Source organism: Pseudomonas vanderleydeniana, assembly GCF_014268755.2.
In the GTDB taxonomy this organism is placed as follows: domain Bacteria; phylum Pseudomonadota; class Gammaproteobacteria; order Pseudomonadales; family Pseudomonadaceae; genus Aquipseudomonas; species Aquipseudomonas vanderleydeniana.
This window is the reverse complement of record NZ_CP077093.1, coordinates 5,428,676-5,450,991: the sequence shown is the minus strand read 5'-3', so window position 1 is coordinate 5,450,991 and position 22,316 is coordinate 5,428,676. Positions and strand designations below refer to the sequence as shown.

General features: G+C 62.4%; 22 protein-coding genes and 1 tRNA gene. 15 read left to right on the top strand and 8 right to left on the bottom strand.

Going from position 1 to position 22,316, the window contains the following annotated elements; genetic code table 11:
* Positions 1–81 precede the first annotated feature (81 nt).
* Positions 82–1,746 (bottom strand): electron transfer flavoprotein-ubiquinone oxidoreductase, encoded by a 1,665-nt coding sequence (locus HU752_RS24320; RefSeq protein WP_186681458.1) that lies wholly within the window; start codon positions 1,744–1,746, stop codon positions 82–84.
* 560 nt (positions 1,747–2,306) lie between these two features.
* Here HU752_RS24320 and HU752_RS24315 point away from each other — a divergent pair.
* From HU752_RS24315 to HU752_RS24265, 11 genes are all read left to right on the top strand, one after another.
* The gene (locus HU752_RS24315; RefSeq protein WP_186681457.1) at positions 2,307–3,056 is read left to right on the top strand and encodes an electron transfer flavoprotein subunit beta/FixA family protein; all 750 of its coding nucleotides are present in this window, start codon (positions 2,307–2,309) and stop codon (positions 3,054–3,056) included.
* Between the two features lie 2 nt (positions 3,057–3,058).
* The gene (locus HU752_RS24310; protein ID WP_186681455.1) at positions 3,059–3,988 is read left to right on the top strand and encodes an electron transfer flavoprotein subunit alpha/FixB family protein; all 930 of its coding nucleotides are present in this window, start codon (positions 3,059–3,061) and stop codon (positions 3,986–3,988) included.
* A 215-nt stretch (positions 3,989–4,203) separates the two neighbouring features.
* Positions 4,204–5,016 carry a substrate-binding periplasmic protein gene (locus HU752_RS24305; RefSeq protein ID WP_186681453.1) on the top strand — a complete coding sequence of 271 codons (813 nt, stop codon included), beginning with the start codon at positions 4,204–4,206 and terminating at the stop codon, positions 5,014–5,016.
* Between the two features lie 10 nt (positions 5,017–5,026).
* Positions 5,027–5,383: a DUF4398 domain-containing protein gene (locus tag HU752_RS24300; RefSeq protein ID WP_186681451.1), complete on the top strand. Its 357-nt coding sequence runs from the start codon at positions 5,027–5,029 to the stop codon at positions 5,381–5,383.
* Positions 5,380–6,192 (top strand): OmpA family protein, encoded by an 813-nt coding sequence (locus HU752_RS24295; RefSeq protein WP_186681449.1) that lies wholly within the window; start codon positions 5,380–5,382, stop codon positions 6,190–6,192. Before HU752_RS24300 ends, HU752_RS24295 begins: the two co-directional genes overlap by 4 nt.
* A 416-nt stretch (positions 6,193–6,608) precedes the next feature.
* The gene (locus HU752_RS24290; protein WP_186681447.1) at positions 6,609–8,051 is read left to right on the top strand and encodes an aminotransferase-like domain-containing protein; all 1,443 of its coding nucleotides are present in this window, start codon (positions 6,609–6,611) and stop codon (positions 8,049–8,051) included.
* A 130-nt stretch (positions 8,052–8,181) separates the two neighbouring features.
* A complete protein-coding gene (locus HU752_RS24285) occupies positions 8,182–8,715 on the top strand; it encodes a hypothetical protein (RefSeq protein ID WP_186681446.1) in 534 nt (177 codons plus the stop codon).
* Between the two features lie 150 nt (positions 8,716–8,865).
* Positions 8,866–9,120: a YkgJ family cysteine cluster protein gene (locus HU752_RS24280; RefSeq protein ID WP_186681444.1), complete on the top strand. Its 255-nt coding sequence runs from the start codon at positions 8,866–8,868 to the stop codon at positions 9,118–9,120.
* Positions 9,121–9,154: 34 nt separating this feature from the next.
* Positions 9,155–9,760, top strand: coding sequence for an START domain-containing protein (locus tag HU752_RS24275; RefSeq protein WP_186681442.1), 606 nt, complete (start codon positions 9,155–9,157; stop codon positions 9,758–9,760).
* Between the two features lie 228 nt (positions 9,761–9,988).
* On the top strand, positions 9,989–10,225 hold the full coding sequence (locus HU752_RS24270) for a hypothetical protein (protein WP_186681440.1): 237 nt from the start codon (positions 9,989–9,991) through the stop codon (positions 10,223–10,225).
* Between the two features lie 211 nt (positions 10,226–10,436).
* Positions 10,437–10,775, top strand: a complete 339-nt coding sequence (locus tag HU752_RS24265; protein WP_186681438.1) for a ribonuclease E inhibitor RraB — start codon at positions 10,437–10,439, stop codon at positions 10,773–10,775.
* Between the two features lie 247 nt (positions 10,776–11,022).
* Here the strand turns inward: HU752_RS24265 and HU752_RS24260 are convergent, their stop codons facing one another.
* Positions 11,023–11,832 carry a c-type cytochrome gene (locus tag HU752_RS24260; RefSeq protein WP_186681436.1) on the bottom strand — a complete coding sequence of 270 codons (810 nt, stop codon included), beginning with the start codon at positions 11,830–11,832 and terminating at the stop codon, positions 11,023–11,025.
* Between the two features lie 9 nt (positions 11,833–11,841).
* Entirely contained in the window at positions 11,842–12,318 is a 477-nt protein-coding gene (locus HU752_RS24255) for a rhodanese-like domain-containing protein (RefSeq protein ID WP_186681434.1), read from the bottom strand.
* Between the two features lie 563 nt (positions 12,319–12,881).
* Between HU752_RS24255 and HU752_RS24250 the strand changes: the two genes are divergently transcribed.
* The 3 genes from HU752_RS24250 (at position 12,882) to HU752_RS24240 (ending at position 17,088) form a co-directional block, all read left to right on the top strand.
* A complete protein-coding gene (locus HU752_RS24250; RefSeq protein WP_186681433.1) occupies positions 12,882–14,087 on the top strand; it encodes an acetyl-CoA C-acetyltransferase in 1,206 nt (401 codons plus the stop codon).
* Between the two features lie 19 nt (positions 14,088–14,106).
* Positions 14,107–16,248, top strand: a complete 2,142-nt coding sequence (locus HU752_RS24245; protein WP_186681431.1) for a 3-hydroxyacyl-CoA dehydrogenase NAD-binding domain-containing protein — start codon at positions 14,107–14,109, stop codon at positions 16,246–16,248.
* Positions 16,249–16,359: 111 nt separating this feature from the next.
* Positions 16,360–17,088 (top strand): amidotransferase, encoded by a 729-nt coding sequence (locus tag HU752_RS24240; protein WP_186681429.1) that lies wholly within the window; start codon positions 16,360–16,362, stop codon positions 17,086–17,088.
* Positions 17,089–17,173: 85 nt separating this feature from the next.
* On the opposite strand, the gene HU752_RS24235 is transcribed toward HU752_RS24240, so the two are convergent.
* The 3 genes from HU752_RS24235 to HU752_RS24225 all read right to left on the bottom strand — a co-directional run bounded on the left by HU752_RS24235 (position 17,174) and on the right by HU752_RS24225 (position 19,895).
* Positions 17,174–18,145: a magnesium and cobalt transport protein CorA gene (locus tag HU752_RS24235; protein WP_186681427.1), complete on the bottom strand. Its 972-nt coding sequence runs from the start codon at positions 18,143–18,145 to the stop codon at positions 17,174–17,176.
* A 140-nt stretch (positions 18,146–18,285) separates the two neighbouring features.
* A complete protein-coding gene (locus HU752_RS24230; RefSeq protein ID WP_186681425.1) occupies positions 18,286–19,014 on the bottom strand; it encodes a lysophospholipid acyltransferase family protein in 729 nt (242 codons plus the stop codon).
* A 191-nt stretch (positions 19,015–19,205) separates the two neighbouring features.
* Positions 19,206–19,895: a crotonase/enoyl-CoA hydratase family protein gene (locus HU752_RS24225; protein ID WP_186681423.1), complete on the bottom strand. Its 690-nt coding sequence runs from the start codon at positions 19,893–19,895 to the stop codon at positions 19,206–19,208.
* A gap of 318 nt (positions 19,896–20,213) precedes the next feature.
* On the opposite strand from HU752_RS24225, the gene HU752_RS24220 reads away from it, so the two are divergent.
* Positions 20,214–20,303 (top strand) — tRNA-Ser (locus tag HU752_RS24220).
* 313 nt (positions 20,304–20,616) lie between these two features.
* On the opposite strand, the gene HU752_RS24215 is transcribed toward HU752_RS24220, so the two are convergent.
* Both HU752_RS24215 and HU752_RS24210 read right to left on the bottom strand, forming a co-directional pair.
* Complete coding sequence (locus HU752_RS24215) at positions 20,617–21,564, bottom strand: alpha/beta fold hydrolase (protein ID WP_186681422.1); 948 nt, start codon at positions 21,562–21,564, stop codon at positions 20,617–20,619.
* A gap of 96 nt (positions 21,565–21,660) precedes the next feature.
* Positions 21,661–22,296, bottom strand: coding sequence for a LysE family translocator (locus HU752_RS24210; protein WP_186681420.1), 636 nt, complete (start codon positions 22,294–22,296; stop codon positions 21,661–21,663).
* Between the last annotated feature and the right edge of the window lie 20 nt (positions 22,297–22,316).

Here is a 22,316-nt window from a genome sequence, read left to right as displayed (position 1 = left end):
AAGACTCCACCCCAAACCTCCCGGTTTCCCACCCAGCAAAAAGGCCCCCGAAGGAGCCTTTCTTTTATGGCATCGACCGAATCACATGTTCGGATAGGTCGGGCCGCCAGCACCTTCCGGTGCGACCCAGGTGATGTTCTGCGAAGGATCCTTGATGTCGCAGGTCTTGCAGTGCACGCAGTTCTGGGCGTTGATCTGGAAGCGCTTCTCGCCATCTTCCTGGGTGATCACTTCATATACGCCCGCCGGGCAGTAGCGCTGCGCCGGTTCGTCGTACAGCGGCAGGTTCTTGCTCAGCGGGATGCTCGCGTCCTTGAGCTTGAGGTGGCAAGGCTGTTCTTCTTCATGGTTGGTGCTGGAGAGGAACACCGAGCTCAGCTTGTCGAAGCTGATCTTGCCGTCCGGCTTCGGATAGTCGATTTTCACCGAGTCCTTGGCCAGCTTCAGGCAGGCGTAGTCCGGCTTGTTGTCGTGCAGGGTGATCGGCAGCTTGCCGCCGAACAGGTTCTGCTCGACCCAGTTGAAGCCGCCACCGATGATCGGGCCGTACTTGTGGATGGCCGCGCCGAAGTTGCGGCTGGCGAACAGCTCCTCGTACAGCCAGCTGGCCTTGAACGAGGTGACATAGTTGTCCAACTGGTCGCCACCCTCGGCACCGGCCAGCAGCTTCTCGGCCACCGCTTCGGCGGCGAGCATGCCGGATTTCATCGCGGTGTGGCTGCCCTTGATCTTGGCGAAGTTCAGGGTGCCCAGGTCGCAGCCGATCAACGCGCCGCCGTTGAAGACCATCTTCGGCAGCGAGTTCAGGCCACCTTTGCAAATGGCGCGGGCGCCATAGCTGATGCGCTTGCCGCCTTCGAGGTACTGCTTGAGCACCGGGTGGTGCTTGAGACGCTGGAATTCATCGAACGGCGACAGATAGGTGTTGCTGTAGGACAGGTCGACGATCAGCCCGACCACCACCTGGTTGTTCTCCAGGTGATAGAGGAACGAGCCGCCGGTGTTCTCGGTGCCCATGATGTCCAGCGGCCAGCCGGCGGTGTGGACCACCAGGCCCGGTTGGTGCTTGGCCGGGTCGATTTCCCAGATTTCCTTCAGGCCGATACCGTAGTGCTGGGCGTCGGCTTCGCTGTCGAGCTTGAAGCGCGAAATCAGTTGCTTGCCAATGTGGCCACGGCAACCTTCGGCGAACAGCGTGTACTTGCCGCGCAGTTCCATGCCGGGGGTGTACAGGCCGTCCTTCGGGTGGCCTTCACGGTCGACACCCAGGTCACCGGTGATGATCCCGCGGACCACGCCGTTCTCGTCGAACAGCGCTTCCTGGGCGGCGAAGCCCGGGTAGATCTCCACGCCCAGGTTCTCGGCCTGCTGGGCCAGCCAGCGGCACAGGTTGCCCAGGGAGATGATGTAGTTGCCTTCGTTGTGCATGGTCTTGGGCACGAAGAAGTCCGGAACCTTGGTCGCGGTCTCGCCGTTGCGCAGGACATAGATGTCGTCGCGCTTGACCGGGGTGTTCAGCGGCGCACCGAGTTCCTTCCAGTCCGGGAACAGCTCGTTCAGGGCCCGTGGCTCGAACACTGCGCCGGAAAGGATGTGGGCACCGACCTCGGAGCCTTTCTCCACGACGCAGACGCTGATTTCCTGACCCGCTTCGGCCGCTTTCTGTTTCAGCCGGCAAGCGGCGGACAGGCCTGCGGGGCCGGCACCGACGATGACCACGTCGAATTCCATGTATTCGCGTTCCACAGACTCTCTCCTACTCTCAAGGCTCAACAGTTTTCTTCTGATTGGAGGTTTGGTGCCTCGCACCGGCATTCCCCTGCCACTGCAGGCAGGAGAAAGGTGGGGGAGACATCTTTCTCTCTAGGTGGCGCCATTATATCTACACCACTACCAGCGTCCAATACAAACGTTTGTTTGAATTCGCTGGAAGCCAGGTAAATCAAAGTAGCGCGGCTTATGACTGGCCATTTTGCCGTATTGACCGGAATAGGCGTTCCGGTCAAGATACGAGCGGTTTTGCGCTTGCCGTAGGCTAAACGTAGCCTGCAAGAGCACGTCTAAAGACAGGACGAAGGCAGCGAAAGTGTCGTGGCATGCCGATTCTGGCATGGAGTTTACACGTCCACCGGCTCCGTGACTGTACAGTCACAACCGATGGGCGGTCATGAACTGCAGAAGATCCAGGCTTTCGCGTAGATGTCGGCGTTTTTGGAGGTGCCCTTGAGCTTCGTGTGTGCGCCGCTGAGCATCCAACCGCCAGGTACGCCTGGGCGACTTTCTTTTCACCGGAGAGTGAGGAATCCATGAAGGTTCTTGTAGCTGTCAAACGCGTTGTCGATTACAACGTCAAGGTTCGCGTCAAGGCGGACAATTCCGGCGTCGACCTCGCCAACGTCAAGATGTCGATGAACCCATTCTGCGAAATCGCAGTGGAAGAAGCGGTACGTCTGAAAGAAAAAGGCGTGGCCACTGAAATCGTCGTCGTCACCATCGGCCCATCCACCGCCCAGGAACAACTGCGTACCGCGCTGGCACTGGGTGCCGACCGCGCCGTGCTGGTCGAGTCCGCCGACGAGCTGAACTCCCTGGCCGTGGCCAAGCTGCTCAAGGCCGTGGTCGACAAGGAACAGCCTCAGCTGGTGATCCTTGGCAAGCAGGCGATCGACAGCGACAACAACCAGACTGGCCAGATGCTGGCTGCCCTGAGCGGCTACGCCCAAGGCACCTTTGCCTCGAAAGTCGAAGTGTCGGGCGACAAGGTTGCCGTGACCCGCGAAATCGACGGCGGCCTGCAGACCGTTTCGCTGAGCCTGCCGGCTATCGTCACCACCGACCTGCGTTTGAACGAGCCGCGCTACGCGTCCCTGCCGAACATCATGAAAGCCAAGAAGAAGCCGCTCGAGACGCTGACTCCGGATGCTTTGGGCGTTTCCACCGCTTCCACCAACAAGACCCTGAAAGTTGAAGCACCGGCTGCACGCAGCGCGGGCATCAAGGTCAAGTCGGTTGCAGAACTGGTCGAGAAACTGAAAAACGAAGCGAAGGTGATCTGACTATGACTATCCTGGTAATCGCCGAACACGACAACAAGGCCGTCGCTCCGGCTACCCTGAACACCGTTGCCGCCGCCGCGAAGATCGGTGGTGACATCCACGTGCTGGTCGCAGGCCAGGGCGTTGGCGCCGTTGCCGAAGCCGCCGCGAAAATCGCGGGTGTGTCGAAGGTGCTGGTGGCCGACAACGCCGCCTACACCCATCAGTTGCCGGAAAACGTCGCGCCCCTGGTAGCCGAGCTGGGCAAGGGCTACAGTCACGTCCTGGCTGCCGCCACCTCCAACGGCAAGAACATCCTGCCGCGCGTAGCCGCCCAGCTGGACGTCGACCAGATCTCCGAGATCATCTCGGTGGAAAGCGCCGATACCTTCAAGCGCCCGATCTATGCCGGTAACGCCATTGCCACCGTGCAATCGAGCGCTGCGGTCAAGGTCATCACCGTGCGTGCCACCGGCTTCGACCCGGTTGCCGCCGAGGGTGGTTCGGCTGCCGTTGAAGCGGTCGCTGCTGCCCACGATGCAGGCAAATCGTCGTTCGTCGGCGAAGAGCTGGCCAAGTCCGACCGTCCAGAGCTGACCGCTGCCAAGATCGTCGTTTCCGGCGGCCGTGGCATGCAGAACGGCGACAACTTCAAGCACCTGTACGCCCTGGCCGACAAGCTGGGCGCGGCGGTCGGCGCTTCCCGCGCCGCGGTCGACGCAGGCTTCGTACCGAACGACATGCAGGTCGGCCAGACCGGCAAGATCGTTGCGCCACAGCTGTACATCGCCGTTGGTATCTCCGGCGCGATCCAGCACCTGGCCGGCATGAAGGACTCCAAGGTGATCGTCGCGATCAACAAGGACGAAGAGGCACCGATCTTCCAGGTGGCCGACTACGGCCTGGTCGCGGACCTGTTCGAAGCCGTCCCAGAGCTGGAAAAGCTGGTCTGATCCAGCTGCTTCACTTATAAAAGAACCCGGTCCCGTGACCGGGTTTTTTTTTACCGAATCACTGTCTATACCGCGTTATGGCGACACTGCCTGCTGTAGGAGCAGGGCTTGCCCGCGAAAGCGTCGGTTCAGCCAGCCAATAGGTTGACTGACCTGACGCTTTCGCGGGCAAGCCGCGCTCCTACAGGGGACGGTGTGGATTGGAGAGAGTTGTCATGGACGTGCTTCGCGTCGCCGCATTGTCGCTGCTGTTCGGCCTGCCCATGCAGGCATTCGCCGTCGGTAAATGCGAGCGGCTGATCGTCACCGGCAGCCCGGATGCACCGCCCTACCTGTGGCGCGACCCCGAGGACCCGGTACACCTGATCGGCGCCAGCGCCGACCTGTTGCGCCAGGTCGGCGGCGAGCTGGGGCTCAAGGTCGAGGTGCTCTATGGCGGCAAGCGCTCCGACGCCCAGGAGGAGGTGCGCAGCGGGCGCATGGACCTGCTGGTGGATGCGCCGATCACCGTGAACGAGCTCGATTCGCTGGACTACATCCACCCGGCGCTGGTGCAGAACGACTTCCTGGTCTGGACCCGCAACGATTCGAACCTGGTCTACAACGCCGCCAGCGACCTGCACGGGCACACCGGCGCTGTCTCGCAGAAGGCCCGGATGACCCAGCCGTTCGTGGCGTTCAGCAAGCAGCAATTGACCCTGCAATACACCCAGGCGTTGCCCCAGGCGTTCCAGAAACTGCTGCTGGGCGAGGTCGAGTATGTGCTGGCCGGACGTTATGCTGGCATGGTGACCGCCCAAAGCCTGGGCATGGCGAGGGACATCGCTCCGCGTGCACAGCCGGTCGACCAGCCGGGGCTGTTCCTGGCGGTGTCCCACAACTCGGCCTGCAATGACGCCTGGTTGCGCGGACAGCTGGCAAAAAAAATGACAGAATTGCCGGCTTCCGGCCTGACCGAGGCTGTGTTGCAGCGCAACCTGGAGCGTTGGAAGGCGCAACTGCAACCGGCTGGCGCCCCAAAACAGTAGGAATTTGCTTTTGAGTATCCGACCCTTATTCGCTGCCCTGGCCGTCGTGGCCCTGGCGGGCTGCGCGACCGATCCGGCGCCGAATGAACAAATGCGTCTCACCGAGCGAGCGCTCGAACAGGCCCGGGCCGTCGGTGCCAAGGCCGATGATGTGGCTGAACTGAAGCTGGCCGAGGGCAAGTTCGAACGCGCCAAGTCCGCCATGGCCGACCAGTCCTTCAAGAAAGCCCGCATGCGGGCCGAGCAGGCCGAACTGGATGCGCGCCTGGCCGAAGCCCAGGTGCTGACCGAAAAGAGCCAGGAGGAGCTGAAGCTGCTCAATACCCGCATCACGCGCCTGCGCAAGCAGTTGGGGGACGCCCAATGATCTATCCGAGCCGAATGGTCAGCGTCCTGCTGGCGCTGGGTTGTGTCAGCCTCTACGGTTGCGCTGGCCAGCAGTCCAGCGAGGCGGCCTTGCAGCAGGCTTCGGCCAGCTTCCAGAAGGTCAAGGAGGACAGCAACGTGCTGCGCTATGCACCCAAGGACGTGATCCGTGCGGGCGAGTCGCTGGCGCGTGCCGATCGCTTGTCCAGCTATTGGGGCAGCGGCGCGGATGTGGAGCACTACGCCTACCTGAGCGAGCGCTACTCGGACATCGCCCGCCAGCATACCGAGCAGGCGCTGAACCAGGAGCGTGCCGCCAAGCTGGAGCTGGAGCGCCAGCGCCTGCAACTGGCGCTGCGTGAATCCAAGCTGATCAGCGTGCAGCAGCAGGGCAAGTGGGTCGAGGAGCAGATCAGCCAGGCCAGTACCCAGACCGACCGCGGCCTGGTGATGACCCTGGGTGACGTGTTGTTCGACACCGGCGAGGCGGAACTGCAGAGTTCCGCCAACCGGGCGATCCTCAAGCTGGTGCAGTTCCTCCAGCTCAACCCGAAACGCATCGTGCGCATCGAAGGCTATACCGACAGCACCGGCGAGAAGGAGAGCAACCTGCAGTTGTCCCGTGATCGGGCCCAGTCCGTGGCGGACATGCTGGTTGACCTGGGCATCGATGAAAAGCGCATCGAGGTGGTCGGCTATGGCGACGAGTACCCGATCGACGTGAATGCCACCGAGCGTGGCAGGGCGCAGAACCGTCGGGTGGAAGTGGTCTTCTCCGACGAAAAGGGCCGTTTGGGCGCCGCCCGCTGAGGCCCAGGCGTTTCACGAACAGACCCGGTATCCGCAAGGTGCCGGGTTTTTTCATGCCCGGTCACCTTTGACAATTGGAATGCGGGTCAACTCCTGGATACGGGCCAGTGGTGGAACACCAGTCAGTGGTGGCGAGCGGGCTTGCCCGCGCTGGACCGCAAAGCGGTCCCAAACCCTGCGACCGGGTCTGCCTGGTACTGCAAGTGGCCCAGGTTCAGGGGCGCTTCGCACCCCAGCGCGGGCAAGCCCGCTCGCCACAAGACCCAGCCATTCCAGGGATAAGTGTGCCTATACAGTTTTGCTTCGCTCTTCACTGTATTGTCGACTATTGTAGGAACTGTGCCAGTACACTTTGAAACTGTTCCGGTATCGTTGCCGCCAAGAATAAAAACGCCGTTGAAACCGAGTGCCGCTTCATGACCAACCTATTGCTCTACCAACGTATTGCGCAGCAACTGGCCGACGACATCCGGCGTGGTGTCTACCAGCCAGGCGAGCGCGTGCCTTCGGTGCGCAAGATGAGCTCGCAGCTCAACGTCAGCCATGCGACCGTGTTGCAGGCCTATGCCAACCTGGAAGACCAGGGGCTGATCCGCGCCCGCCCGCAGTCGGGCTACTACGTGCACCAGACTCCCGCGCTGACCGCGCCGACCCCGGATATCGCCCGGGTCGAGCGGCCGGGCCTGGTCACCCGCAGCAGCATCATTCATCAGGTGTTGGTCGAGTCCCGTCGCGAGGGGGTGTTCCCGTTCGGCGCGGCAGTGCCGTCGGTCGACTACCTGCCGGTGCGGGCACTGCACCAGCAGTTGGCCAAGGTCACCCGGTTTCACAGCCCACGGGCCTTCAGCTACATGTTCAGCCCCGGTTTCGAGCCGTTGCGGCGCCAGGTGGCGATTCGCATGCGTGACGCCGGCGTGGTGGTCGATCCCTCCGAGGTGGTGATCACCCACGGCTGCGTGGACGCGCTGCAGATGTCCCTGCGGGTGCTGACCCGGCCCGGCGACCTGATCGCCGCCGAGTCGCCGACCTACTATGGCCTGCTGCAGCTGGCCGATCTGCTGGGCCTGAAGGTCATCGAGATTCCCAGCGATCCGTCCACCGGCATGAGCCTGGAGGCCTTGCAACTGGCGGCCAACCAGTGGTCGATCAAGGCCCTGGTGCTGACCACGCGCCTGAGCAACCCGCTGGGCGGGACCATGCCCGAGGAGCGGCAGAAACAGCTGCTGCGCCTGGCGTCGGACTTCGATATCCAGGTCGTCGAGGACGATATCTACGGCGAACTGATGTTCGAGGTCGGTCGGACCAAGGCCCTCAAGGCCTATGACCGGCTGGACCGGGTGATCTACTGCTCGAGTTTCTCCAAGACCCTCTCGCCGGGGGTACGGATCGGCTGGATGATCGCCGGCAAGTTCCAGCAGGAAATCCAGCGCTTGCAGACATTCAGTACCCATTCGGCCTGCAGCGTGACGCAGATGGGCGTGGCGGCCTACCTGGAGAACGGCGGTTATGACCGGCACCTGCGCTATATCCGCCAGGAGTACCGCAAGAACCTCAGCGCCTTCCAGCTGGCGGTGCAGCAGTATTTCCCCGAAGGCACGCAGATGACCCGGCCGACCGGTGGTTTCATTCTCTGGGTCAGCCTGCCGGGACGGGTCAATACCCAGGAATTGCATGTCCGGGCCCTGCAACAGGGCATCAGCATCGCGCCGGGGCTGATCTTCAGCAACACCGAGCAGTTCAACCACTGCATCCGGCTCAACTGCGGGATCCCTTGGAATCGCGAGGCCGAACGGGCCTTGATGACCCTCGGCATGCTGGCCAACCAGCTGTGCCAGGAAACTGCGGCCGGGCTGTTCTGAAACGGCCGTCGGGAGACGCCGGCAGGCGCTCCCGGCGGTGGCATCTGGGGACGATTCCCGATCGCGTTACTTGTCATCGTCAGCCCAACGAGCGAGCATAGAGGACTCTGTTGTCGATGCCGTAGAGCTCATGAACGCGACTTTCGCTGTACGCCTGCTATTGCTTGCCTTGCTGACCGGCCTGGGTGCCGGTACTGCGGCCATGGCGCAGGCCCAGGAAAAAACGCCGGTCGCCAGCAGTGCGACGCAGAAACCCAAGGCCGCCGCTACGAAGAAAACCAGCGCTGCGACGAACAAGGCCATCGCTCCCCAGAAAGCAGCTACTCAGAAAAAAGCCCAACCGAAAAAGACCGTTCCTGCAAGGAAGGCCGCCACGGGCAAGCCCCGCAAGGTCGATAATGAGGTGGTGAAGACGCATCTGCCACCACCCAGGCTGGACCTGAGCCTGCCCCAGGAGCTGGTCAACAAGATGCAGCCGGTCGGCAAGGTGCCGCTGTCCAAGAGCCGGCCGCTGTTGCCGCAGTTGTTCGTTGAAAAGCCGGCTTCCCAGACGCCTTTTCAACTCAACGGCCGTCTGCTGAGCAACGAAATGGAGCTGCAACTGCGCAACGACAGCCGTCGGGAAATCGAAGGCGCGGCGCTGGATTTCGAGTTCAAGCAGTAGAATCCTCCGTCCAGTCATGACGCTTCGTCGGTGACTGAGCAGTCATCTACCCAGTTATTGAAAAACAATTGTGCGACCAATTTTAAACAGCCGTTTTAGCGGTTACTCTGTCTTCCACACCCCCGGTTCCGTTGCAGGGAGCGTGTTGCCATGAACTGCCGTGAAGGTTGTGGCGCCTGCTGTATCGCTCCCTCCATCAGCTCGCCGCTGCCCGGCATGCCTGATGGAAAGCCTGCCGGAGAACGTTGCGTGCATCTGTCGGTCGAAAACCTCTGCGAGCTGTTTGGCAAGCCAGAGCGGCCAGCGGTCTGTGGCGGCTTCAAGGCAGACCCGGACGTGTGTGGCGGTAGCCGTGAAGAGGCCATCCGCCTGATTGGCTGGTGGGAGCAAATGACGGCGGCTTGAGGTGTGTTCTCCTTCAACAATAAGGAATAAGAAAATGGGTTCGCTGCATCGAATGGCTGTGGTTTGTGGTTTGGGCTTGCTGTTGACCGGTACTGCGTACGCGGAGACCTGGGAGACGGCCAAGGATGAGAATGGGATCAAGGTGTCGCTCGCCGAAGTGACCGGTTCCAAGTACAAGGCCTACCAGGGCGTGACGACGATCAAGGCCTCGGTCGCCAAGATCCGTGCCCTGCAGGAGGACGTGGTCGGTGCCTGCGCCTGGATCCACGAGTGCAAGTCGCAGAAGCTGGTGGACAAGAAGGGTGACGAGAGCTGGACCTACACCCAGTTCAAGGCGCCGTTTCCGGTCACCGATCGCGATTCCTACATGCATATCACCACCATCCAGAATGCCGACGGCAGCCTGACCCGCAAGCTTCAGGGCGTGCCGACCTACAAGCCGGAAGAAAAGGGCTATGTACGCGTGGCCCAGGTCGATGGTTTCTGGAAGCTGGTGCCCAAGGGTGACAACCTCACCGAAGTAACCTACCAGGTCCACACCGAGCCTGGCGGCAGCGTGCCTTCGTGGCTGGCGAACAAGTTCGTGGTCGAGGCGCCGTTCAACACCCTGCAGGCCCTCAAGGAACGCGCCGAGAAGTGATCGACCGGTTTGGCGGTCTTTGCCCTGGACCGCCGACTCCCTTGTAGGAGCGTGGCTTGCCCGCGAAGACGGTGCACCAGTCGACATCGCGGCTGCCTGACTTGCCGCCTTCGCGGGCAAGCCACGCTCCTACAGGTTCTGTTCGCCTGCAAACCCCTTGAACGATCCTCGCGGCTTCAGGGTCCACATGCATGTGGGCCCGCGATGGGCTTGAGCGAGGAGACACCGATGAAGATGTGGGCAGTCACTTTCGTGGATGATCATGGTGTTCAAAGCGTCGAGCACTTCGACTACGAGCACCAACCCAGCATGGAACAGGCGGCGCAATGGGTTCGCGCCAGGTTGTTGCCGGTTCCGGCCGAACTGGATCTGAACGATCTCGACGGGCGTATGGACGAGCCGACGCTCAAGAGTCTCAGGGAGCAGAACAGCATCCAGATCCTGCATATCGCACCGGCTTCGTGAAAGTCGGTTTTTCCCCTCCAGACCCTCTGGCAGAGCTGCTGGCATCGCGCTACTCTGCAATCGAGATCAGCGAGAGATTCGCTAAGGTGGTCTGATCTTGTCAGCTACATGCTTGTTTCCCGGCGACGGGCCTCCGTCGCGCCGCCAGCACCGTGGGTGCCTGGTTCGGGATTGCGAAAGTCTATCCAACGCTTGCTGAGGAGGACGTTTCATGAGCACAGCCTATCAAGAAGACATCAGCAGCCAGGTGCTGCGCCGCATGAAAGAAGGCGGTTTTGATTTCGCACGTATCCATCCGATCGAGTTCTACGCCGTTTTCCCGGACGAGGAGCGGGCGCGCAGGGCGGCAGGTCAGTTTCGTGGTGAATCCCTGAATGCCCAGGTCAGTCCCAGGGATGACGGGGCCTGGTATCTGGAACTGAGCAAGGTGATGTACGCCACCTACGGTGGTATCGATGACTTCGAACACGATTTCGGGGCGGTGGTCGAACCGCTGGGGGGTGTAATCGAAGGGTGGGGTGTCAAGCACCCGATCCGTGCGCTCAACTGAACGTATCCGACTCTCCCTATCGTGACGGCTGGCCCTTGGGCCGGCCGTTTTTGTTCGTGCAGCCTGGTTCGCGCAAAAAAAAGGCCACCGCAGAGGGTGGCCGAATGGGAAGTGCGTGGCGTGGACGAGTTTTCGGTCGGTCCACATTGAAAGCCTGGGTGCCTGGGTTGGCGTGATGGGCTCATTATCTGTCGGCGCTTTGGCTGGCGGAAATGAACTATGGCTATCTGGCTGATAGCCAAAGGGCTTACTGGACAGGCACCTTGCGCTTGGCCATGTGCTTGAGATAACCGACCAGCAGCTCCAGGTCGCTGTCCGGCAGCACGGCGGGGGTGAACGCCGGCATCTTCGCCTGCGGCCAGTGGCGCAGGCTCTGCGGGTCGCGGATATAGCGCTTGAGGTAACCCGCGGCAAAGTATTCGGTCGGGTTGTGCGGGATGTTCAGGTCCGGTCCCACCTGTGCATCTCCCGCGCCGTTGAGCGTATGGCAGGCCAGGCAGTTCTTCTGGAACAGCGCGAAGCCCTGGTTCACCGGATCGCCGGCCTTGAGCTTCGGATCCGGCAGCAACGCCGGGAATCGCTCCGCCACCGAGGTCAGGCGCTTGATGCTGGCGACCTGGAAAGGCCATTGCTCGGGGCCGATATGCCCGGCTTCCGGATGCGTCCATACCAGGTAGAACGGCCCCGCTCCCGGCTTGCCTTCGGCGAGCGGCGGCCATGGCTTGGCCGGGTCTTCCACCGCCAGCCAGGCCTGGGCCCCGGTCTTGCCGAGCAGGGGCGCGGCGTTCATTTCGGCGGCGAACCCGTCCAGTGCCACGGCCTGCAGGTGATCGTCAGGCTTGATGCCGTCCAGCAGGGCGGCGACCGGCACGGCACGATAGGTCATCTGGCGTTTATAGGAGACATCGTTGTCGATGGTGATGGTTTGCGCCCTGGGGTGGGCCAGCAGCGCCTCGGTCTCCCAGGTTCGGCTGCCGGAGCCGAGGTCGAGGGTCAGTTGGGCGGCGTGCAGGTGGCTACAGAGCAGGGCGGTCGTCAGCAGGATCAGGCGTTTCATTCGTTGTACTTATTCGATCGGTGCAGTGGTGGGGGTGGATTGGTCGGCGATGTCGTCGTCATTGTCGAAGACCCAGGTCGGGGTGTCCTCGACATGGTCGAACAGCGCGTCGCGCAGCTCATTGTAGTTGCCGCCGTTGACGATGCCGAAGTAACCGCGGCGGATCAGCGTGTCCTCGGCTTCCAGGGCGTGCTGGTTGGTATCGCTGTAGATCACCACGGTGGCGTTCGGGTCGAGGACCACCAGGCGCAACTGGTAGGCCAGGCCTTCGGCGCTGATGCCGGTGCCGTCTTCCAGGGTCAGGTCGACCTGCAGCGAGTTGTGGATGTTGCCGGCGGCGAAATCACTGTTGTTGCGCAGGTCAAGGATCAGCGCACCGTCGCGGATTTCGTCGACCGCGCGGTTTACATCGATGATCCCCGCCTGGGCCGGGAGGCTGCCGAGTAGTGCCGCTGCTGTCAGGGTAGCGGCGATCCAATGGCGCATGAACCTGTCTCCATCCAGTCATGGCTCAAGATTGGCACACAAAACCGTACCCCGGTAGTTGACCGGGGCGATAATTCGGTTTTTTGAAGAAGCTCCACAGCCTCTAGCCGGCCACTTTGGTGAGGTTCGGCAGGATGAGCAGCAGGGTGGTGGCGAATACGATCAAACCGGCCTGGCGGACTTTCGAGTGCTTGAACATGGCTGACTGCCTTCTTTTTGTTATTCCTGAGATACGACTCGATCAATCGGTGTTGGTGCCCCGGCAAAACCCGGCGGCCACTCCACAGGAATAACCTTAGGGCCCGCGTCACACTTGGTTTAGAACTCTTTGCCATGTATTTAGTTGATTAAGCTTCTAAAAAGGCATGAGGCAGATAGCCAGCTGGCTAGCGGGCCTTTTGCTAGACACTTGCAGGCACCCGAACGATCAGGCCCTTAGCAGGCTACCGTTCGTCCGAGCGTGAGGGTCAAGGCCGATGAGCGGTTCGGTCATTGAATCCTGGCGGGTCGGGCCTAAGGTGGGAACGCGGCTTTTCTCCCCACCTGAACGGTTCGAGGACGTCATGACAGAGGCTCTGATATTCGATGCGGTGCGTACGCCCCGGGGCAAGGGCAAGGCCGGTGGCGCCTTGTACAGCGTCAAGCCGGTCAACCTGTTGGCTGGCCTGTTGACGGCATTGCAACAGCGCACCGGGCTCGATACACGTGAAGTGGATGACATCGTTCTCGGTTGCGTGACGCCGGTGGGCGACCAGGGTGCCGATATCGCCAGGACGGCGGCGTTGGTGGCGGATTGGGATGTCAGTGTCGCCGGGGTGCAGGTCAACCGCTTCTGTGCCTCGGGCCTGGAGGCGGTGAACCTGGGCGCGATGAAGGTCCGTTCGGGTTTCGAGGACCTGGTGGTGGTCGGTGGCGTCGAGTCCATGTCACGGGTGCCGATGGGCAGCGACGGCGGCGCCTGGGTGCTCGACCCGCAGACCAACCTGCACTGCCACTTCACGCCCCAGGGCATCGGCGCGGACCTGATCGCCACGCTGGAAGGCTTCAGTCGCCAGGATGTCGATGGCTTCGCCCTGCAGTCGCAGCAGAAGGCCGCGCGGGCGCGGGCGGCCGGGGCGTTCCGCAAGTCCCTGGTGCCTGTGCTCGACCAGAACGGCATCGTGCTGCTCGACCATGACGAGTTCATTCGGGCCGACTCGACCCTCGAGGGCCTGGGGCAACTCAAGCCGAGTTTCGAAATGATCGGGCAGATGGGCTTCGATGCGACGGCCCTGCGGGTCTACAGCCATGTCGAGCGTATCCGGCATGTACACACCCCGGGCAACAGTTCCGGAATCGTCGACGGTGCCGCACTGATGCTCATCGGCTCGGCGGACAAGGGCCGTGAGCTGGGCCTGCGGCCGCGGGCGCGGATCGTCGCGAGCGCGGTCACCGCGACCGACCCGACCATCATGCTCACCGGGCCCGCGCCAGCCACCCGCAAGGCCCTGGCCAAGGCTGGCCTGCAGATTGGCGATATCGACCTGTTCGAGGTCAACGAGGCCTTTGCCTCGGTGGTGCTCAAGTTCATCCGGGACATGGCGGTCGACCCGCACAAGGTCAACGTCAACGGCGGCTCGATAGCCCTGGGCCATCCACTGGGCGCCACCGGGTGCGCGATTCTCGGCACGCTGCTCGACGAGCTCGAGCAGCGGCAGTTGCGCTACGGCCTGGCCACGCTTTGCGTCGGTGGCGGCATGGGCATTGCCACCATCATCGAACGTCTCTGAACCGATCGGGAAACCTGCCATGACTGATGCCATTCGCTACGAAAAGGGTGCCGACCGGATCGTTGTCCTGACCCTGGACATGCCCGGCCAGACGGCCAACACCATGAATGCCGCCTACCGCGAGGCGATGGCCGGCTGCGTGGCACGCCTGACCGCCGAGCGCGAGGAGCTGGCCGGGGTGATCATCACTTCGGCGAAGCCGACCTTCTTTGCCGGTGGTGATCTCAACGAGTTGATCAAGGTCACGCCAGCGCACGCGCAAGCCTTCCATGACGGCGTACTCGAGCTGAAGGCGCAGTTACGGGCGCTGGAAACCCTGCAGCGGCCGGTGGTGGCCGCGATCAACGGTGCCGCCCTGGGGGGTGGCTGGGAGATCTGCCTGGCCTGCCAGCACCGCATCGCCCTGGACGACAAGGCCGTGCAACTGGGCTTGCCGGAAGTCACCCTGGGCCTGCTGCCCGGCGGGGGCGGGGTGGTGCGCATGGTGCGCCTGCTGGGCCTGGAGAAGGCCCTGCCGTACCTGCTCGAAGGCAAGAAGCTCTCGGCTCGGCAGGCGCTGCAGGCCGGCCTGCTCGGTGAACTGGCGAGCGACGTCGACGACATGTTGGCCAAGGCCCGCGCGTGGATCATCGAACATCCCCAGGCTCGTCAGCCCTGGGACCTGCCGGGGTATCGACTGCCGGGTGGCATGCCGAGCGACCCCAAGGTCGCGCAGATGCTCGCCATTGCGCCGTCGATCCTGCGCTGCAAGACCTACGGCTGTTTCCCGGCCCCGGAGAAAATCCTCTGCGCGGCGGTGGAGGGCGCCCAGGTCGATTTCGACACCGCGCACCTGATCGAGACCCGCTATTTCACCGAGCTCGCCACCGGCCAGGTGGCGAAGAACATGATCGGCACCTTCTGGTTCCAGTTGAACGAGATCAACGCCGGCGGTTCGCGTCCCAGGGGGATCGAGCCCCATGTCACCCGCAAGGTCGGCGTGCTCGGGGCCGGGATGATGGGCGCGGGTATTGCCCATGTCAGCGCCGTGGCCGGCATCGAGGTGGTGCTCAAGGACGTCAGCCTGGCGGTCGCCGAGCAGGGCAAGGCCCGCTCGGCGGCGTTGCTGGACAAGCAGGTGGCCCGCGGCCGGTTGAGCCCTGAGCAGCGTGAGGTGACGCTCGGGCGGATCCAGCCAACGGCCACGGATGACGACCTGGCTGGCTGCGACCTGATCATCGAGGCGGTGTTCGAGGATCGCGACCTCAAGGCCCGGGTGTCGGCGGCCGCGCAACGGGTGGTCGATGCCGAGGCGGTGATCGCCTCCAATACGTCGACCCTGCCCATCACCGGCCTGGCGACGGCGGTGCCGCGACCGGACAAGTTCATCGGCCTGCATTTCTTCAGCCCGGTGGAGAAGATGCCATTGGTGGAGATCATCAAGGGCGCGCAGACCAGTGACGAAACCCTGGCCCGGGGCTTCGATTTCGTCCAGCAGATCCGCAAGACGCCGATCGTGGTCAACGACCGTCGCGGTTTCTTCACTTCACGGGTATTCGGCACCTTCACCAACGAAGGCATTGCCATGCTCGGCGAGGGCATCACGGCGGCGCTGATCGAGAACGAGGCGCGCAAGGCCGGCATGCCGGTAGGGCCGCTGGCGGTCTCCGACGAGGTGTCGCTGAGCCTGATGAGTCATATCCGCCAGCAGACCGCCCGTGACCTGCTGGCTGAAGGCCGGTCGGTGCCGGATCATCCGGCGTTTGCGGTGATCGACCGCCTGCTGGCGTTCGAGCGTCCGGGCAAGGCGGCGGGCGGTGGGTTCTACGATTACCCGGCGGGTGGGCAGAAGCACCTGTGGCCGGACCTGAAGCTGCACTTCGAGAAGCCCGAGCGGCAGATCCCACCACGCGATGTGCGCGACCGGCTGCTTTTCGTACAGGCCCTGGAAACCGTGCGTTGCCTGGAAGAGGGGGTATTGCAGTCGACGGCGGATGCCAACGTCGGTTCGATCTTCGGCATCGGCTTTGCCGCCTGGAGCGGCGGCGCGCTGCAGTTCATCAACCAGTACGGCCTGGCGGATTTCGTCGCCCGGGCCCGCTACTTGAGCGAACAGTATGGCGAGCGGTTCGCGCCGCCAGCGCTGCTGCTGGACAAGGCCGCCAGGGACGAGCGGTTCTGAGGGGCGCGAGCTGAACCTGGCCTGGCGCCGATGTGTTCCGTGCTTGCCTTGGACGCGTGTTTCAGGGCAGGCTCGGATTTCACTCCTTGGTCTTTCGCGTCAGGTACTTTTATGTCGTTACACATCTGCATTCTGGAAACCGATGTCCTGCGTCCAGAGCTGGTCGAGCAGTATCAGGGCTATGGGAAGATGTTCGAGCGTCTGTTCTCCCGCCAGCCAATCACTGCCGAGTTCAGTATCTACAACGTGATGCAGGGCCATTATCCGAGTGACGACCTGACTTTCGACGCCTACCTGGTGACGGGCAGCAAGGCCGACTCCTTCGGCAGCGACCCGTGGATCCAGACCCTCAAGACCTACCTGCTGAACCGCTACGAGCGTGGCGACAAACTGCTGGGGATCTGCTTCGGCCACCAGTTGCTGGCGTTGCTGCTGGGCGGCAAGACCGAGCGCGCGCACCAGGGCTGGGGCGTCGGCATCCACCAGTACAAGATGGCGGCCAAGGCCCCCTGGATGAGCCCGGTGCGTGAAGAGCTGACGCTGCTGATCAGCCATCAGGACCAGGTCACCGAATTGCCGGAGAACGCCACGGTCATCGCCAGCAGCGATTTCTGCCCGTACGCGGCGTACCACATCAACGACCAGGTGCTGTGCTTCCAGGGCCATCCCGAATTCATCCATGACTACTCGCGGGCGCTGCTGGACATTCGCCAGCAGAACCTTGGCGAGACGATCTACTCCAAGGGCATCGCCAGCCTCGATCAGGATCATCACGGCACGACGGTGGCGGAATGGATGATGCGTTTCGTCGCGCACAAGCCGCAAGCCAAGTCCGCCTGATTCCCGGTTTTTTGGGCCAGTCCAGGGCCATGTCTCCCTCGGGGAGGCAGGCTTGCCATAGGCCCGGATCACCTGCAGGCCGGGTTCACAGCCAGCCCGAGCGCTTGAAGCTGGCCCACAAGGCCGTGCAGCCAATGACAATCGCCCCGAGCACGGTGAAGTAGCCGTAGTGCCAGCTCAGCTCCGGCATGTTCTGGAAGTTCATCCCGTAGATCCCGGCGACCGCCGTGGGAAACGCCAGGATCGCCGCCCAGGCGGCGAACTTGCGTTGCACGATACTCTGCCGGGTCGACTCCAGCAGTGCGCCGATCTCGATGGTCTGGCTGGCGATGTCGCGCAGCGTCGCCAGGTCTTCCATCTGCCGGGTCACGTGGATCTGCACATCGCGAAAATACGGACGCATGTTCTTGTCGATGAACGGGAAGGCCAGGCGCGAGACCTCTTCGCTGATTTCGACCATCGGCGCCACATGGCGGCGCAGGCGCAGCACGTCGCGACGCAGATGGTGGATGCGCTGGATATCCCCCTCGTTCAGCGTGCTGCAGAGTATGTTCCTCTCCAGTTCGTCGATCTCGGCGTGAATGGCTTCGCTGACCGGCTGGTAGCTCTCGGTGACGAAGTCGAGCAGGGCATAGAGTACGAAGTCCTCGCCGTGCTCCAGCAGGAGCGGGCGGGCTTCGCAGCGTTGACGGACATGGGCATAGGATTTCGAGTGCCCGTTGCGGCAAGTGATGATGTAGCCCTTGCCGGCAAAGATGTGGGTCTCGATGAACTCCAGCTTGCCCTCGTTGCGGATCGGCGAATAGGTGACGATGAACAGCGCATCGCCGAAGGTTTCCAGTTTCGGCCGGCTGTGTTTTTCCAGGGCATCCTCGATGGCCAGTTCATGCAGGTTGAACTGCTTCTGCAGGTTGGCCAGCTCCTGGGCGTTGGGTTCTTCCAGGCCGATCCAGACGAAGTGTCCCGGTTTTGCCGCCCAGGCGGCGCCTTCGTCGAGGGTGATATTGGTGACTTTCTTGCCGGCGCTGTACACCGCGGCCGCAACGACTCTACCCATAATGCTGATCGCTTCTTCTTTTGAAGGGGAAAGACAAGTGCAGCTTAGCCTGCCTGGCCTCTCTCCAGAAGATTGCGATGCCTTGCACAGGGCTTTTAGTCGATGCGGTCCCCCACGATAAATGCCTGCAACGACAACGCTCAGGCTGTCTCGGCCTGTACCTGCCGATCCATCGCCTCGATGCATTCGCGCATCTGTTCCCGGCACTGCGCCATCAGCCTGGGCACGTCTTCCGAGGTCAGCCCGGCAGTGGGGATCGCCGGCAGCGAGCGAATCATCACCTGGCCGCTGCGCCAGCGATTGAGGCGCATATGCCGGACGTAGTTGCTGGCACACACTGGCACGATCGGCACGCCGGCGGCGATCGCCATCTGGAACGCACCTTTCTTGAAGGCCAGCAACTCCTGGCCCTGGTTGCGGGTGCCCTCGGGAAACACCCAGATCGACGTGTCCTTGCGTTGCAGGGTGTCGGTGGTGGTCCGCATCGCCCGCCGTGCCTGGTAGGCATTGCCGCGATCGATCAGTACATTGCCCGCCAGCCAGAAAATCTGGCCGAAGAACGGCACCCACTTGAGGCTTTTCTTGCCGATGGCGACGGTGCGCCGGGGCACCACGTTGCCGAACACGAACAGGTCGTAGTTGGACTGGTGATTGGCGATGAGCACGCAGCTCTGCGATTGATCGCGTAGAGACTCGATTTCGCTGTCGAGCTTCAGGCGCAGGATGCGCATGGCCGGGCGGGCATAGACGCGCGCGCAGAGCCGGCTGTTGTCCGGGTTGAAGGGGCGGCAGAGCACGAGCAGCAGGCCGAGAAGCCCGGCAATAATGAAGTGCAGTCCCATCAATGACATGCGCAATACGAACAGCATCTGGCGAGCTTCCCTGGCAAAAGGTCAGGCAGTGTACGGTTGTGCACTGGATTCGGCAATCGATGCCAGGAGGACCGGATACGGCAATCAAGGGTATGGGTTTTAGCCCTTCGATCGACTGGATGTGGAGCTATACAGGCAAGAAAAAGCCCGACGCGAGGTCGGGCTTTGCGATGTGGCCTGTCAGGGGATCAGTTCAGGTGTTCCTGATCGAGGATGATCGCGTTGTCGAGGGTTTCCAGCAATTCCTTGCGTACTTTCAGCTTGGTTTTCTTGTGCGCATTCATGTTGATCTTCTTCAACTGCTGGGCGGCGTTCAGTGCCGTTTCCAACAGGGCTTCTGGGGCGACCAACTTGTCGAGGAAACCGGCATCCACGGCATCTTTGGGCGAGAACATTTCGCCATTGATCACCGAGCGATGGAAGGCCGAGCGGCGCAACCGGTCGCGGGCCAGCTCGATGCCGGCGTGGTGCATGGTCATGCCGATCTGCACTTCGTTCAGGCCGATACTGAAGGGACCGTCGACACCGATGCGGTAGTCGGCCGACAACAGCAGGAAGGCGCCCTTGGCGACGGCGTGGCCGGGGCAGGCGACGATCACCGGGAACGGGTGGGACAGCAGGCGGCGGGCGAGGGTCGAGCCGGCAGTCACCAGGCTGACGGCTTCCTTGGGCCCGGCGGTCATCACTTTCAGGTCATAGCCGCCGGACAGGATGCCGGGCTGGCCGGTGATGATCACCACGGCGCGGTCGGTGGTGGCCTGGTCCAGGGCGGCATTGAAGGCGGTAATCACGTCGGGGGAAATGGCGTTGACCTTGCCATTGCTCAAGGTCAGCGTCGCGATACCGTCTTCGAGGTGGTAGGAGATCAATTCACTCATGACGCAATTCCTTATATAGAAGTGGAGCAGACGTTACCCAGCCGCACCGGGCAGGTAAAGCGCCGTGACTGACTGGTGAGTCAGGCTTTGGCCCCTGGTTGGGCGCCGAGGGGCTGCCAGGCGCCTGCTTCATCGGTGCCGCAGGCCGCAGGCGGGGCCGGAGATTGGCGGGTTTGCCCTGATCGAGGCGGGCGTCCCTGGCGAAAAATCGACTATTTGACTTAACCGCATGAAAATTCTGAAAAAAACCTTTGCCATCGGGAACGCTTTCGACTACATTAGCGCGCCTCGACAGACTGAATCGGTTTGACGAGATACGGTGAAGTGTCCGAGTGGCTTAAGGAGCACGCCTGGAAAGTGTGTATACAGGAAACTGTATCGAGAGTTCGAATCTCTCCTTCACCGCCAAATTCGCAAAGCCCCGGTAGTTAATAGCTCCGGGGCTTTTTGCTGTCTGGCTTCTCCAACACTCTTCTGAAAGGCGATCCCCTCGCGCTTTTAGGAGGCTCTGTCGCCGGCGAGTGGCTGGCCGGGGCCGTAGGTGCCAGTGTTGCCTCCGTCGCCATGAAGGCCCTGGCGATTGCCTGAATGGTCAGGGTCTTCGGTTATGAGATTGGCCGTGAAGGCATTACCCTGGTCGTTGCTGCGGTCTGTGTATTGATCAGCTTGGTCCAGCAGTGGCGCTGCAGGCTGATGCTTCGCAGCAGGCCCCTGAGTTCCCCTACGGGTAATGCCTCCCAAGAAAATCGAGCAGCGCCGCGTTCACCTCCTCGGGCTTTTCGTTCTGGATCCAGTGCCCGCAATCCTTCAGGACCCGCTGTTCCAGGTTTGGCACCACATTGGGCATGCGCTTGATCGTATGCGCTTCCAGGGCACCGACCGGATCGCGGTCGCCGACCATGAACAGCGTCGGTTGTCCTACCTGGGCCCCGGCCAGGCATTCGGTTTCCTGCCAGTTGCGCTCGAAGTTGCGGTACCAGTTCAGGGCGCCGTGGAAGCCTTTGCCGGCGAAGGTCTGGCGATAGGCTTCGAAGTCTTCCTCGCTACACCAGTGCGGCAGTGCAGCGGGGCAGGCCACGCCATCGAACAGCCTGGCATCGGCCGGCTTGCTCTGCAGGAACACCTCGGTATCGCCCATGAAGGTGCGCAGGGTGCGATCGATGTCCGCATCCAGTTCCTGTTCGGCGACGCCCGGCTTCTGGAAGTAGAGGATGTAGTTGAACCGGTCGGCGAAGAACTCGCGCATGCTTTCGATCGCCGGGCGTTTGGAGCGACCGGCGAAGGGCACCGACAGGGCGACCAGCGCGCGGACCCGCTGGGGTTCCAGCAGCGCCAGGTGCCAGGCCACCGGTGCCCCCCAGTCGTGGCCGATCATGGCGACCTGTTCATGACCGAAGGCCTGCATGGCCGCCTGGATGTCGCCGCAAAGGGTCAGCAGTGCATAGGCCGCGCTGTCCTGCGGTGCACTGCTGCGGCCATAGCCGCGCATTTCCGGGACGAAGACCCGATAACCGGCCTCTATCAGCGCCGGTACCTGCTTGCGCCAGGAATGCCAGCACTCGGGGAACCCGTGCAGCAGCCAGACCGGCCGCCCCTCCTGGGGGCCCGCCACCTGCACGCTCAGCGTGATGCCGTTGACGGACAAGCTGTGCTGTTCGAGTGCGTTCATCCCGTGAGCTCTCTGTTCGAATGCACCGACCCTAGCAGAAACACCGGATGGCGCTAATCATCATTCATTGATCGAATGATGACTGAAATACGCCTTTCAATGCAGCGCCACCAGCAGCGAGCGGGCCGCATAGCCGGCACCGAAGATCGCCACCAACAGCAGCACCAGACTGGAGGCGAACGTCACCCTGGCCTTGTGCCGGGCGGAAAACATGCGGCTGGCCAGGTGGATGTACAGGCCCAGGATGCTGAAATCGACCAGTACCCAAAGTACGGTCAGCAGCAGGGCGCTGTGGCCGAACGACGGGGTGATCTGGATGAACTGCGGGAAGAAGGACACGAAAAAGATGATGTCCTTGGGGTTGGAGATGCCCACCAGGAAACCTTTCACAAATCCGCTGCGTGAACTGGGTAGTGCTTGTTGCGGGCGATCGTCGACTGGCGTGCGCAGGGCGTCCTTGAGCCCCTGGAGACCCAGGTGGCCGATGAACAGGCAGCCTGCGAAGCTCACCAGGTTCAGCAACTGTTCGTTGAGCGATAGGCTGCCGGCCAGGATCAGGATCGCCAGCAGGGCAAGGACCAGCGAGGCGCCATTGGTGCCGAGCACCGTGAGCAGGGCGCGGCCGGTGCCGGCCTTCAGGCTGGTGTTGATGGCCAGCGCGACCACCGGTCCGGGCGTGACGATCAGCAGGGCAACACTGAGCAGGTAGAGCAGCAGCAACGAGAAGTTCATGGCAGGAAGGTCGCCTGTAG

Coding starts and splice junctions, on each gene's coding strand:
- HU752_RS24235 (WP_186681427.1), bottom strand. CDS start 18,145: ATGGGTAGAGTCGTTGCGGCCGCGGTGTACAGCGCCGGCAAGAAAGTC.
- HU752_RS24260 (WP_186681436.1), bottom strand. CDS start 11,832: ATGAAACGCCTGATCCTGCTGACGACCGCCCTGCTCTGTAGCCACCTG.
- HU752_RS24245 (WP_186681431.1), top strand. CDS start 14,107: ATGACTGATGCCATTCGCTACGAAAAGGGTGCCGACCGGATCGTTGTC.
- HU752_RS24215 (WP_186681422.1), bottom strand. CDS start 21,564: ATGAACGCACTCGAACAGCACAGCTTGTCCGTCAACGGCATCACGCTG.
- HU752_RS24265 (WP_186681438.1), top strand. CDS start 10,437: ATGAGCACAGCCTATCAAGAAGACATCAGCAGCCAGGTGCTGCGCCGC.
- HU752_RS24295 (WP_186681449.1), top strand. CDS start 5,380: ATGATCTATCCGAGCCGAATGGTCAGCGTCCTGCTGGCGCTGGGTTGT.
- HU752_RS24275 (WP_186681442.1), top strand. CDS start 9,155: ATGGGTTCGCTGCATCGAATGGCTGTGGTTTGTGGTTTGGGCTTGCTG.
- HU752_RS24285 (WP_186681446.1), top strand. CDS start 8,182: ATGAACGCGACTTTCGCTGTACGCCTGCTATTGCTTGCCTTGCTGACC.
- HU752_RS24240 (WP_186681429.1), top strand. CDS start 16,360: ATGTCGTTACACATCTGCATTCTGGAAACCGATGTCCTGCGTCCAGAG.
- HU752_RS24255 (WP_186681434.1), bottom strand. CDS start 12,318: ATGCGCCATTGGATCGCCGCTACCCTGACAGCAGCGGCACTACTCGGC.
- HU752_RS24230 (WP_186681425.1), bottom strand. CDS start 19,014: ATGCTGTTCGTATTGCGCATGTCATTGATGGGACTGCACTTCATTATT.
- HU752_RS24305 (WP_186681453.1), top strand. CDS start 4,204: ATGGACGTGCTTCGCGTCGCCGCATTGTCGCTGCTGTTCGGCCTGCCC.
- HU752_RS24270 (WP_186681440.1), top strand. CDS start 9,989: ATGAAGATGTGGGCAGTCACTTTCGTGGATGATCATGGTGTTCAAAGC.
- HU752_RS24210 (WP_186681420.1), bottom strand. CDS start 22,296: ATGAACTTCTCGTTGCTGCTGCTCTACCTGCTCAGTGTTGCCCTGCTG.
- HU752_RS24280 (WP_186681444.1), top strand. CDS start 8,866: ATGAACTGCCGTGAAGGTTGTGGCGCCTGCTGTATCGCTCCCTCCATC.
- HU752_RS24250 (WP_186681433.1), top strand. CDS start 12,882: ATGACAGAGGCTCTGATATTCGATGCGGTGCGTACGCCCCGGGGCAAG.
- HU752_RS24310 (WP_186681455.1), top strand. CDS start 3,059: ATGACTATCCTGGTAATCGCCGAACACGACAACAAGGCCGTCGCTCCG.
- HU752_RS24225 (WP_186681423.1), bottom strand. CDS start 19,895: ATGAGTGAATTGATCTCCTACCACCTCGAAGACGGTATCGCGACGCTG.
- HU752_RS24315 (WP_186681457.1), top strand. CDS start 2,307: ATGAAGGTTCTTGTAGCTGTCAAACGCGTTGTCGATTACAACGTCAAG.
- HU752_RS24290 (WP_186681447.1), top strand. CDS start 6,609: ATGACCAACCTATTGCTCTACCAACGTATTGCGCAGCAACTGGCCGAC.